Source organism: Cupriavidus pauculus (assembly GCF_022179805.1).
GTDB classification, from domain to species: Bacteria; Pseudomonadota; Gammaproteobacteria; order Burkholderiales; family Burkholderiaceae; genus Cupriavidus; species Cupriavidus pauculus_E.
The window spans coordinates 1-12,726 of record NZ_BPUO01000023.1 but is presented as its reverse complement, the minus strand read 5'-3'; the positions used below and the strand labels follow the sequence as shown (position 1 = coordinate 12,726).

Below are 12,726 nucleotides of genomic sequence, written 5' to 3'. Positions count from 1 at the left end.
TGGGCCTGTGTGGATTTAGTGATAGCTGTCAGCTATCTCCGGCGCAATTTTGCCATCTTTCGGGGGAACGGCGGCGGGGCTACCTTTCGGTCCGTGGCGCGACGACATGCCGCAAAACGACAAACACATCACCCGAGACAGCTCCCACTATGCGCCTTGCTTCCTTCCTGGCCGGCAGCCGCCCAGCCTACGGCGTCGTCACCCATGACGGCATCATTGACCTCTCCGCGCGCTTTGGCGAGCGCTATCCTGACCTGAAGGCGTTGCTTGGCGCGCCGGCGGAAGCGGTATGCGCTGCGGCCGCCTCGGCAGGTCGTCCTGATTTCCTTACCGAGGACGTCATATTCCTGCCCACGATCCCCAACCCGGGCAAGATTCTGTGCGTCGGTCTCAACTACCACGCTCACCTGGCCGAAACTGGCAAGGCTGAAACTGCCCATCCCCCCATTTTTCTGCGCGTAGCCGATTCTCAGCAGGGGCACGGGCAACCGCTGCTGGTACCGCCCGAGTCGCACAAGTTCGACTTCGAGGGGGAGGTTGCCGTGATCATTGGCAAACCTGGCCGCCGCATTGCGGAGGCGAACGCCTGGGATCACGTCGCCGGCTATGCCTGCTACAACGACGGCTCCGTGCGCGACTGGCAGGTCCATACGCCGCAGTGGGGGCCGGGAAAGAACTTCTACCGCACAGGCGGATTCGGCCCGTGGATGGTCACAGCTGACGAGATTCCGCCCGGCACCGTGATGACGTTGACGACCCGCCTGAACGGCGAGGAAGTTCAGCGCACGACGACTGACCTGCTTATCTTCAGCATCCCGCAACTGATCGCCTATCTCTCCACGGTGATGCCACTGGAGACAGGTGACGTGATCGTGTCGGGCACGCCGGGCGGCGTGGGCGCCAAGCGCAATCCGCCGCTGTGGATGAAGGCGGGAGACGTGGTCGAGGTCGAAGTTGACCGCATCGGTGTGCTGTGCAATCCCGTGGCCAGCGACCCCGCCGCCCAATGAGCGGCAGTCCGGCGACAATCCACGAACCTCCCGCCATGATCAAGCTCGAAGACATCGCCCATGTGGCGTACTACGCCGAAGACCTCGTGACGATGTCGGTCTTCCTTGCCGACTTCGGACTCGCGCCGCTGTCGCAGACCTGCGACGCGTTGCACATGAAAGGCAACGGCGCACAGCCATACGCGCATGTCACGCTGGCCGCCAGCAAGGACAGGTCCGGCATGGCCTACGTAGCCTTTGAAGTCGCATCAGCCGACGAACTGCACCGGGCGGTCGCGATCCCCGGCGCGAGTACGATCGAGGAAGTCGGGGGTCCCTGCGCAGGCCTGCGCGTGCGGCTCCGCGATCCTGACGGCTTCGCGATCCATCTCGTGCACTGGAAGCGCGACGCAGCGACAACGACGCACAACGCCCAACCGCCTGCCTGCGCGGCAAAGACCAACACGCCGGCCGCGAAATCTCGGCTCGGCGCAACCTTGCGCCCGCCGCGTGGGCCCGCTCCAGTCTTCCGGCTCGGGCACGTGTTGCTCCATGTGCGCGACATCGCGGCCACTGACGCTTGGTACACGCAGCATCTCGGGCTGCGGCTCTCCGATGGCCTGACTGAGCCTGGCGGCGACCGCATGGTGGCCGGATTCTACCGGCTGTCCAAGGCAGACCAGTATGTCGATCACCACGCCGTCGGCTTTGTCGAGGCACCGGCCCCGCTGGCGGGAACGGCGCATCACGCCTCGTTCGAGGTGGAGTCGTTCGACGCGATCAGCGCAGGGCACCACTGGCTGGGCAGCAGGGGCTGGAAGCCGCGTTGGGGGGTGGGTCGGCACGTACTGGGTAGCCAGGTGTTCGACTACTGGCACGACCCCGCCGGCAATGTCGTCGAGCACTACGCCGACGGCGACGTCTTCAACGAAAGTACGCCTGCCGCCTTTTACCCGAACAGCATCGAAATGCTGGCGAGCTGGGCGCCGCCTTATCCAGGTAAGACCGGCACGACGGGTGCTCAGGGCAACGCCGACTGAGACGGTCGAAGCCAGTCAACGGCGTCGTCCGGCGGCGCCAGTCAACAGGATGAAAATCATGCAGATGAAGGATGAACGCGTCGCCGCATGCGACGTCGATGTCCTGATCGTCGGTGCCGGGCCGGTGGGGCTGGCAGCGGCGATCGAACTCGGTCAGCGCGGTGTGACAGTGCGTATCGTCGAAGCCAATGCCCGCGTGGGCAATGCCCCACGGGCGAAAACCACTAACGTCCGGAGCTGCGAGCACCTGCGACGCTGGGGCCTGATCGACGCATTCCGGGCCAAGGCGCCCTTCGGTGTCGACTATCCCTCGACCGTCTGCTTCGCGACCCGGCTTGCCGGCCGGCCGATCACCGCTTTCGAGAACGCATTCTATTGCCGGCCCGGGCAGAACCCGCTCTATGCGGAGCACGCGCAGTGGATTCCTCAATACAAGCTGGAGGAGGTACTGCAAGACCATATTCTCGCGCAGCCCGGTGTCTGCCTCTCGTTCGACACGCGGCTGGAGGCGTTCACGCAGGACATCGATGGCGTGAGTGCCGTGCTCGACGGTGACAGCGGGGTAGAAACCGTCCGCGCCCGCTACCTGATTGGCGCCGACGGCGCCCGCAGCACTGTGCGACGGCTGTTGGGTATCCGCATGGAGGGTTCGGGCGGACTGTCGCGGAACCGAATGATCGTCTTCCGCCAGCCCGGCCTGGAGGCAATGCACGGACTGCCAAAAGCAGTGATGTACTGGCTCGTCAATGCCGACTCGCCCGCGGTGATGGGCCCGCTCGATACCGGGGACCGCTGGTACATCGGCGGGGCGGTATCGGCACTGACCGAGGATCCCGTGCGGTTCATCCGCGGCGCCACCGGGCTGGACATCTCGCCGGAGATTCTCTCGGTCGACGACTGGGAAGCACACCAGTTGCTGGCTGAACGCTACCGCGAGGGACGCGTACTCCTGGCCGGCGATGCCTGCCACCTCCATCCGCCCTATGGCGGCTACGGCATGAACCTCGGCATCGGCGATGCCGTCGATCTGGGCTGGAAGCTCGCCGCAACCATGCAGGGGTGGGGCGGCGATGGCCTGCTGGACAGCTACGAGCACGAACGGCGCCCGGTGCACCGCCGCGTGATCGATGAAGCTGTACTGAATCACGCTACCCGGACGAGCAACCTGTGCGTGCCGGACATCGAGACCGACGGCCCGGCCGGCGATGCCGCGCGCGAGGCCGTGGCCGTGCAGGTCCGCACCGCTAAAGCGCGGGAGTTCGACTCGCTGGGTGTGGTGCTTGGCTATCGCTACACGGAGTCGCCGCTCATCGACTACGGCACCGGGGCGACGGCGGACTGCCATCCGAGCGCCTTTGTGCCGTCCGCCAGCCCCGGTTGCCGAGCGCCGCATGCGTGGCTGGCGGAAGGCACGGGCAGGGGCGCGTCACTTTACGACACGTTCGGCGGCGGTCTCACGCTGCTGGTGCTGGACGACAGCGCAGAAGGCGCCGGTGCGTTGGAAGCCGCCGCGGCTCGGCTTGGATGCCCGCTCACGATCGTGCAGTTGAACAACGCACATGTCCGAGCGCTCTATGACGCCCGCTACGCACTGATCCGCCCCGATCAGCACGTGGCGTGGCGTGCCGATGCGCCGCCAGCCGAACCCGATGCTCTGCTCCGGCGGCTAACCGGACACGGCTGACCGCGATCACCGCAGTATCGATTTTAAGCACGCGAGGCGTAGCCGAAAGCCTGCACAGTCGGGCAGGCACGCTCGCTTACATAAACGGATGGTCCTCACTGACATCCGAAAAAGGAGGAGACATTGCAACCCAAGCACCCCCCACAAGACATTTGCCGCCGTTCCGGCAAGGCAGCGCTGGCGCTGTGCCTGGCAGTCGCCGGCACCGCGCATGCCGAAAACAGCGTCACCATCTACGGCATTCTCGACAACGGCATAGAGGTCATCAACAACCAGCCCAATGGCTCGCACAGCGTCACCCGCATGACCAGTGGCGGTCAGGCGGGCTCCCGCTGGGGCTTTCGAGGTAACGAGGACCTCGGCGGTGGCAACTCCGCGTTCTTCGTGCTGGAGTCGGGTCTTAGCATGGACAGCGGCTCGCTGCAACAGGGTGGCCGGCTGTTCGGGAGGCTGGCTTACGTGGGCATCGAGACACCTTATGGGCTGGTCTCCCTTGGCCGCCATCGCAATGCCATCTTCGACGTGGCGATCCCATTCGACCCGATGGTCTACAACCTGTACTCGGTCTTCGGACAGGATCCGCAGATGGGCGGCCGGGTCGACAACGCCGTGCGGTACACCAAGGAAGCCGGCCCGTTGACGGTGTCGGCGCAGTACAGCTTCGGCTACGACTCGACGATCCCCAACGGCAGTGAAGTTCCCGGCAACCTGAAGGTCGGCCAGGAATGGGGCGGCTCGATCCAGTATGGCGCGGGGCCGTTCGGTGCGATGCTTGCCTACGACGAGCGCCACGGCGCCGCGGTCGCCACACAGGACAACACCGACCGGCGCACGGTCGTGGCGGCCACCTATGCCTGGGAGCGCGCCAAGGCCTTCGTTGGCGTGCGCAACCTGCGCTCACGGGTGGGCGGCACCACCGCCATCGCAGATATCTACTGGACGGGTCTCACCTGGAAGTTCACGCCGGCCTTCAGCCTGACTGGCGCGGTCTACCAGAATGATCAGAAAGGCAGCGACAAGGATGCGACGACGTTCGCGTTGTCGGCCTTGTACAACTTTTCCAAGCGGACCCTGGTATACGCCAACATCGGCTATGCGAAGAATCGCCACGGTTCCACGGTCGGCCTCGCAGCGCCCAACAGCGTGACGCCGGGCGAGAGCCAGACCGGCGTCGTGGCCGGTGTCCTGCATCGATTTTGAGGAGACAACATGATCAGACGTATTCGAGCCCTGACCGCGCTGGTGCTGGCGGCGGGGACGCTATCAGCCGGGGCCGCAGGCTGGCCGGGCCATCCGGTCCGCATGGTGGTGCCCAGCGCGGCTGGTAGTCCCCCCGATGTGATGGCCCGGCTGATCGCCCAGCGTCTCGGCACGCGGTGGGGCGACCAGGTGATCGTCGACAACAAGCCTGGCGCAGGCGGCATCATCGGCATGAACGCCGTCAAGCAAGCGCCGGCGGACGGGTACACGTTCATCCTGACACATGCGGCCGCTATCGCCGTGACGCCGCAGGTCAACGCCAGCGCCCGGTACGACATGGATACCGACTTCGCACCGGTGGCGATGGTAGCCATGGGTCCACTGGTGATCGTTGCCGACAAGCGGTATGGCGCCGACTCCCTGCCGTCGTTTATCGCGCAAGCGAAAAAGACGGGCGGTACGGTCAATATCGGCGTCAACGGGCAGTACTCACTGCCTCACTTGGCGGCCGAGTCCTTTCGCCGCAGCACTGGCCTGGACTTGAACATCGTCTCCTTCAGCAGTAGTGGCACGGCGCTGACGGCGGTGATGAACGGTGACGTCCAACTGCTGTTCGACGGCATCCCCGGTGTGGAAGGGATGCTGAAGGGCGGACGCGTCAAGGCGTTGGCGGTCACGTCCAAGACTCGCGTACCACTGGCCCCAGGCGTGCCGGCGCTGGCGGAGACGGTGCCGGGCCAGGATGTGAATGGCTGGTTTGTACTGCTGGCGCGCAAAGGGACGCCCGCGGACATCGTCGAGCGAATCAACCGTGACCTCAATACGGTGGTGGCCGACAAGACGGTGATCGAGCAGATGGCCACCGTCGGTGTGCAGCCCCATCCGATGTCGGTCGCCGAGGTCGGCCAGTTCATCCATGCCGAACGTGCGCGCTGGTCCAAAGTGCTGGCGGGCATGAAGATCGGGAAGCAGCCATGAGGCTCAGAATTTCCGAGATCCGGCAGGAGACGATGTCGATCCGTGCGTTCGAACTGGTCGACCCGTCCGGGACGATTCTCCCGCCGTTCACCGCGGGCGCGCACGTGGATGTCCTGACGCCGGCCGGCCTGACCCGCCAGTATTCCCTCTGCAATAGCCCGGACGAGCGCCACCGGTACGTGATCGGCGTGCTGGACGCCCCGGATTCCCGTGGCGGGTCCCGCTCCTTGCACGCGCACGCGAAAGTAGGCGACGACCTGGAGGTTTCGGCGCCCCGCAACCACTTCCCGCTGGATCCGTCCGCAACGTCGAGCCTTCTGCTGGCGGGGGGCATCGGCATCACGCCGTTACTGGGGATGGCGGAGCACCTGACGTCGGCAGGTGCGTCGTTCGCGCTGCACTACTACGTGCGGACGGAAGCTGCCGCAGCGTTCCGTGAACGGCTGATGCAGGCAGATCTGGCCGGATCGGTATCGATCCACGCCGATGACGGTGCACCCGCACAGAGGCTGTCGCTGGACGCGTTGTTGTCATCGCCCGAGGCGGCAACGCACCTGTACGTCTGTGGCCCGGCGGGACTGATCGACGCCGCGTTTGTCGCGGCGCGTCGGAACGGGTGGCCGGAGTCGCGCCTGCATCGTGAGTATTTCGGCAAGCTGCCGAATGTGTGCACCAGCGACGCGGCGTTCGACGTTGAACTGCGCCGGTCCGGCGTGCGAATCCGCGTCGAATCCGACCAGTCAGCCCTGGATGCGCTGACCGCGGCCGGTATTGATGTGCCGCATTCCTGCGAGCAGGGCGTCTGTGGCACCTGTCGGATAGGGGTGCTGTCCGGCACCCCAGATCACCGCGATGCCTTCCTCGGCGATGACGAGCGTGCCGGCAACGACTGCTTCCTGCCGTGCTGCTCGCGCTCGCTTTCGCCGGTCCTCGTCCTCGACCTATGAAACCTGCCGCAAGGTTGGCTCTTGTTTGAATTAGGAGACAGTTATGTTCGTAATGAATGCCTGGTACATGGGCGCATGGGCCGATGAGGTCAAGGTCGGCGAGATGCTGCAACGCAGGCTGCTCGACCGACCGGTCGTGTTCTACCGGCTGCGTGACGGCACGGTCGCCGCGCTGGAAGACCGGTGTTGCCACCGGGCACTGCCGCTGTCGCACGGCTGCGTGGTAGACGACCAGGTACAGTGCGGCTACCACGGGCTAACCTTCGATCGCTATGGCAGTTGCGTGAAGGTGCCCGGTCAGACCCGCATTCCCTCGGCGGCGCGGGTCGCCAGCTACCCCGTCGTCGAACAGGACCAGGTCGTCTGGATCTGGCTCGGCGATCCGGCCCAGGCCGACCCGGCTGCGGTGCCGCGCCACGCGATTCATGACGATCCGGCCTGGAGCTGGATCAAGGACCGCTACCTGGTCAGGGCCAACTATCAACTGATCACCGACAACCTGATGGACCTGACGCATGTCGGCTACGTCCATACCCGCACCATCGGCGGCACGCCGGAGGCCCATTCCGACGCCGAGACGAAGACAACGCGCCTGGACAACGGCGTGCGCGTTACGCGCTGGATGATGGATTCGGTGCCGCCGCCCTCATATCTCGCTGCCCATACCTTCGGCACGCCAAAGGTTGACCGCTGGATGGAGATCGAATTCATCCCGCCGTCTGTGGTCCGTATCCATACCGGTGCCGTGGACACAGGAACGGGCGCGCGCGAAGGCAATCGCAGCAGCGGCATCGCATTCATGGGCTTGAATCTGCAGACGCCGGAAACCGCTACGACGACCCACTACTTCTGGTCCGGGGCGCGTACTTGCGGGGCAGACCGGCACGAGGAGACCAGGGCGTCGCTGATGCGCAGCCTTCCGATTACGTTTGGCGAAGACAAGGTGGTGGTCGAGGCCCAGCAGATGTCGATGGACGCCAATCCGGACGGCCCGCTGGTCATGATCGCCTCCGATGCGGGCCTCGTGCATGCGCGGCGGATTGTTGCCGACATGCTAGCGCGCGAGGCCGCCCCGCCCACGCAGAGCAGTGCGCCCCCGCAGAATCTCCGAGCACAAGCCTGAAGAGAGCCCCGCCTTGACCACACTACGACTGAGCTGGGTCGAATCTGCCAATACCGGCTTGACTGACTTTCCTCTGCAGAATCTTCCCTATGGCGTATTCTCCACGGCCGAACGGAGCACCCGTGCCGGTGTCGCGATCGGCGACCGGATCGTCGATCTCCAGGAGCTGGCAGCGGCCGGCCTGCTGCCAGAGGCGATGCGAAAGGTATTCGCGGCGAGCACATTGAATCCATTCATCTCGCTGGGCCAATCCGCCTGGCGCGATGTGCGCCAACGCCTGACTGAATGGCTTGCGTTGGACGCCGATGCGTACACCGCCGCCGCGCTGCGCGAACGCGCGTTGGTGCCCATGGCGCAAGCCCGGCTGCACCTCCCGCTGGAGGTGACCGGATACACCGACTTCTATTCATCGCGCCACCATGCCGAGAACTGCGGTAGGCTGTTCCGCGAGCCGGAGCATGCACTGCCGCCCAACTGGCTGGAACTGCCCATCGGCTACAACGGCCGTGCCAGTACGATCGTGGCCAGCGGCACGCCGGTGAGCCGACCCAGCGGGCAGCGGCGCCAGCCGGGCGAGCCGCGGCCAGTCTTCGGACCGTCCGGCAAGCTCGACTTTGAACTCGAAATGGCCTTTGTTATCGGCAAGCCGAGTGCGATGAGCGAGCCGATCCCGATCGCACAGGCGCCTGACCACTTGTTCGGTATGGTGCTGCTCAATGACTGGAGCGCGCGCGACTTCCAGCAGTGGGAATCGGCGCCGCTCGGGCCTTTCAACAGCAAGTCGTTCTGCACGTCGATCTCGCCATGGATCGTGACCATGGATGCACTGGAGGCCTTCCGTTGCGCCCACCCGGTGCAGCAGCCTGCCCCGCTGGACTATCTCCGTCAGGACGGGGAGGGCGCCTACGCGATCGAACTGGAGGCGTCGATCAGACCGGCAGGCGGCAAGGTCCGTGTTCCGGTCACCCACACCAATTTCCGCTCGATGTATTGGACTGTGGCGCAGCAACTCGCCCACCACACCGTATCGGGATGCAATGTGCGCGTTGGCGACCTGATGGGCTCGGGGACGCTCAGCGGCGCGACGCCCGACTCGCTTGGCTGCCTGCTTGAAATCACGAAGAACGGCAAAGAAGCGCTGACCCTGCCGGACGGCAGCACACGGCACTTCCTGCTCGATGGCGATGAGGTATCGATCCGTGGATGGTGTCAGGGGAATGGTTACCGTGTCGGATTCGGTGAAGTGAGCGGGGAGGCGAGGCAGGGGAAGGACTTCGCGGAGTAGTTGCACCCTGGCTCGCGCAACGGGTGCCGCCGCAGCGTAGGTCATCGGGATTCAGTCTTGCTTAGCTCTCACACGTGACCGTCCGAGATTGAAGATGTCTCGGACAGTCGTTCGGTTGAATTCGAATGACGGGATCTGGCCGGACTCGGTCCGCGCTCACGTTCATAGGGCCGGTTAGGCGCGATCGGCGCCTAGTGCTTGACGAACACGGAGACATTGCGGAATGGATCGGGGCTGCGACCGAGGTCTCAGTTTCCGCGTCCGTCGCCGACGAGCGGGGTCCGGCACGCGCGTTGACCATCATCCCGGACGAGTTCCAGCGCGTGATGCGGCTGTGCGGTGTGACGCGGACGGGAGCCATCGCGAGAGCTGATTTTCGACGGTCAGTCGTGGGCCGGTCCCGGCGCGCAAGCATCGCCGCAAGTCCACGCTCGCGCCAAACGATTTGCAGCCGGCGAAACTTGGGTTCCCGAAGCGTGAGGAGACGAAGTGCCGGGAGGGGCGAATCCACGCCGGATGACCCGGACTCCTGGGGAGAGCCTCGGCGCTGCGCTCAGTCAGTTTAGGCGCACGTTTGCACTTCTGATGATCTTGCCCCACTTTGCGACGTCCGATTGCATCAACGTGGCTAACTGCTTAGGCGTGCTGGCTTCCAGGATGACACCCTGGTCAGCCAGCCGCGCGGCAAGATCCGGGGTGATAACGGCCTTTTGCACCTGCATGTTGAGCAACTCGATAATCTCGGCCGGTGTGCCTGCGGGTGCCAGTAGTGCGAACCAGTTCTTCATTTCGAGCCCGGGAAGTCCGGCTTCGGCGAGTGTCGGAATCTCCGGACTCATGGGCAGGCGCTTGGCCCCAACGACACCAAGCGCTTTGAGCTTGCCGCTCTTCACCAGCGGCATGGAAGACGGCACGCTATCAAAGAACACCGAGACATTGCCAGCAAGTAGATCGGGCATGACGTTATTGCTGCCCTTATAAGGGACATGCAGCATGTCGGTGCCAGTGGACAACTTGAACATTTCCAGTTCCAGGTGAGACAGTGTGCCATTTCCCTGCGAAGCGGCGCTTAGCTGTCCGGGCTTGGACTTGGCCAGCGCGACCAGTTCCTTGACCGAATTCGCAGGAATCGAAGGGCTCACGACCAGCATATGGGGTACATGGCCCACAAGCGAGATCGGCGTGAAGCTCTTCAGAATATCGAAGCCGAGTTTGGTGTATAGGTTGGATGCGATGGCAAGAGAGCCTGACGCCAACAATAGCGTGTAGCCATCCGGCGCCGCCTTCGCAACGATGTCCGATCCGATGGTGCTGCCTGCACCAGGTCGGTTCTCGACCACCACCGACTGTCCAAGTCCTTCGGACAGCTTCTGCGCAATTGCCCTGCCCAGGACGTCAGTGGCACCGGCCGGCGGAAAAGGTATCACCAGCCTGATCGTCTTGGATGGATATGTCTGCGCCAGTGCGCAGCCAGTACCGAAAGCCAGTAAACCAACGGACAGCGCCATGGCTGCCAAGCGCGCAATCTTTTTCTTCATCAAACGCTCCCCGAAAGATCAGACGCCAATGGGTCTGTAATCAATATGCAGTGACGAATCGGGGGGAGCAACGTTCGTGCCAGCTTTTACCGTTAACCTAAAGTCGCGAGGGCCGGTGCACTCAATCGTTGATAGCTTTCTGTTTCGCGCCGGCCCTTCATAAACCGAATAGTTTGAGCTAGATGGCCGTAACTGGCCGAAGTCGGCCGACGGAGAGTGGACGGCTGACCGCGGCGGCCCTTGCTCGGCGAGTGTTGGACGTAATCGCTCTGCGCCGCAGAGCTGCGTCCGATTTGCTCAGCCCTGTATGCCGGCAAGCTGGCGCTCAAAATCCGCGGGATCAAAGTAATCCCGCCACACTGTAATCTCGCCGTCCACTACGGTAAGGGTACCCATGACGGGCAGCGAAATTTCGCCGCCGTCGCGATGGCGGAAGATGTCCAGGCGCTCGTTCGGCACCACGTTGCCTGCCGCGGCGAGGTGGGTGACCTGCCAGTCCACCTTGAAGGTGGTACCGATTCCGAAAGTCTCGTGGAAATTTCGAACGTTGTCGCGGCCAACGATGTCTGGGAATGGGACGTTGTCATAGAGCACGTCGTCAGCGAGCATGGACAGCGCTTCATCAAGGCGATTCTCGCTCCAGTGAGCAAAGAATGTTTTGGCGACGAAAATGGGATCGGAAGGCATAGAAGGACTCCTGGCTGACTGTAGGGAAGGGCATCAACGGATTACGCTTCAGCATCTGGCGCCGGCGGGCACCAACAGCGGTATGCCGCCCAAGGTTCTCCGTTCGATCGCCTGATGTGCGAGGACAGCGTCTGCCAGTTCGAAGTGCACGGCGTCAATATCACGCAAGGCGCCGGATCGGATCAGCGCAAACAACTCGCTGGATGCCGTGCCGATGGTGGAGTCGTTGACGAATTGAGGTGTCCCGCCACGCTTGATCTGGATGCCGCGCGCCGCCAGTTCTGCCGGCACTGCGAGGGGGCTGCCGGACGCAGCGCCAAGGGCCACGATGGTACCGCCGTCCCGCACGGCTCGCGCGGTCTCTTCGGCAGTGGCTTGGCCCACGAGATCGAACACGACATCCACGCCCTGCGGGACCAACGCACGGATCTTGTTGCCAAGATTGGCGTCCCCGGCGTACAGGGCATGATGCGAGCCTGAGCGGACCTTGGCCAGTTTGTCCCGAGAACCGGCGACGCCGATCACGGCCGCGCCCAGCGACTTCGCCCATCGCGAGAGGATACTGCCGACACTGCCCGACGCACCTGTGACCAGGGCGGTTTCGCCCGGTTCAAGGTGGTGCAAGGCGCGCAAGGCCATCCAAGCCGTAAGTCCCTTCGCGAGGAGCGTTGCGGCGGTGAACGTGCAGATGTCGTCAGGCAGCCGGATTAGTGACTCAGCGGCGATCAAGCGCTCGCTGGCATAACCACCCGCGGCGAAGAAGTACGCCACGCGGTCGCCCGGAGCCAGGCACCGTGGGTAGCGCCACGGGATAGCTGCCGTTGCGCACCATGGTGTCCACGAAATTCACGCCGATAGCGTCCTGCGTGATGCGCACCTGACCGAGGCCGGGCATGCCCGGGTCTGAATGTTCCAGCCGAAGCAGGCGTTGACCCGGAAGACGCCAGCCTTGTCCGAATAGAACGCTTGTGGCTTGCCGTGGGATTCGAGATAGGCCGCCCGTGTCGCGGCGAAATAGGCCTGCGTCGCTGGGAGACTACGGGACAACAGAGGTGACATCTCTAATCATCGCAAAGGGGGTGCGGACGAATACATGACTCCAAGTAGTCCAAGAAATCATCCGCACCTCCCCGTCCGCAAATTAGAAATGTCAGTCCAAGCGTGCTTTTTGTGCGGAGGCCGATTCTTTCTTTGGGGAGTCTGTAAGGCGGTGGCGCTGGCCTGAGGCGGGTGAGTCTGGCCCAGGGTGAGGAGG

The 12,726-nt window shown here is 64.0% G+C and carries 11 protein-coding genes; 8 read left to right on the top strand and 3 right to left on the bottom strand.

The genetic code is table 11. The annotated features are described in order from the left end of the window. Positions 1 to 149: 149 nt before the first annotated feature. The 8 genes from MFF62_RS28840 to fahA all read left to right on the top strand — a co-directional run bounded on the left by MFF62_RS28840 (position 150) and on the right by fahA (position 9,246). Positions 150 to 1,010 (top strand): fumarylacetoacetate hydrolase family protein, encoded by an 861-nt coding sequence (locus MFF62_RS28840; protein ID WP_238267076.1) that lies wholly within the window; start codon positions 150 to 152, stop codon positions 1,008 to 1,010. Positions 1,011 to 1,045: 35 nt separating this feature from the next. Beyond that, positions 1,046 to 2,029, top strand: coding sequence for a VOC family protein (locus MFF62_RS28835; RefSeq protein WP_238267075.1), 984 nt, complete (start codon positions 1,046 to 1,048; stop codon positions 2,027 to 2,029). A gap of 58 nt (positions 2,030 to 2,087) precedes the next feature. Continuing rightward, entirely contained in the window at positions 2,088 to 3,713 is a 1,626-nt protein-coding gene (locus MFF62_RS28830) for an FAD-dependent monooxygenase (protein WP_238267073.1), read from the top strand. A gap of 123 nt (positions 3,714 to 3,836) precedes the next feature. Next, entirely contained in the window at positions 3,837 to 4,913 is a 1,077-nt protein-coding gene (locus MFF62_RS28825; protein WP_238267071.1) for a porin, read from the top strand. Between the two features lie 9 nt (positions 4,914 to 4,922). Next, a complete protein-coding gene (locus MFF62_RS28820; protein ID WP_238267069.1) occupies positions 4,923 to 5,891 on the top strand; it encodes a Bug family tripartite tricarboxylate transporter substrate binding protein in 969 nt (322 codons plus the stop codon). After that, positions 5,888 to 6,838, top strand: a complete 951-nt coding sequence (locus MFF62_RS28815) for a PDR/VanB family oxidoreductase (protein ID WP_238267068.1) — start codon at positions 5,888 to 5,890, stop codon at positions 6,836 to 6,838. Before MFF62_RS28820 ends, MFF62_RS28815 begins: the two co-directional genes overlap by 4 nt. 52 nt (positions 6,839 to 6,890) lie before the next feature. After that, on the top strand, positions 6,891 to 7,961 hold the full coding sequence (locus MFF62_RS28810; RefSeq protein WP_238267063.1) for an aromatic ring-hydroxylating oxygenase subunit alpha: 1,071 nt from the start codon (positions 6,891 to 6,893) through the stop codon (positions 7,959 to 7,961). Positions 7,962 to 7,974: 13 nt separating this feature from the next. Beyond that, complete coding sequence (gene fahA, locus MFF62_RS28805; protein WP_238267062.1) at positions 7,975 to 9,246, top strand: fumarylacetoacetase; 1,272 nt, start codon at positions 7,975 to 7,977, stop codon at positions 9,244 to 9,246. Positions 9,247 to 9,803: 557 nt separating this feature from the next. Here fahA and MFF62_RS28800 read toward each other — a convergent pair. The 3 genes from MFF62_RS28800 to MFF62_RS28790 form a co-directional block, all read right to left on the bottom strand. Beyond that, positions 9,804 to 10,784: a Bug family tripartite tricarboxylate transporter substrate binding protein gene (locus MFF62_RS28800; RefSeq protein WP_238267060.1), complete on the bottom strand. Its 981-nt coding sequence runs from the start codon at positions 10,782 to 10,784 to the stop codon at positions 9,804 to 9,806. 297 nt (positions 10,785 to 11,081) lie between these two features. Then, complete coding sequence (locus MFF62_RS28795; protein WP_238267058.1) at positions 11,082 to 11,471, bottom strand: limonene-1,2-epoxide hydrolase family protein; 390 nt, start codon at positions 11,469 to 11,471, stop codon at positions 11,082 to 11,084. Between the two features lie 48 nt (positions 11,472 to 11,519). After that, a complete protein-coding gene (locus tag MFF62_RS28790) occupies positions 11,520 to 12,242 on the bottom strand; it encodes a zinc-binding dehydrogenase (RefSeq protein WP_238267057.1) in 723 nt (240 codons plus the stop codon). Positions 12,243 to 12,726: the final 484 nt, after the last annotated feature.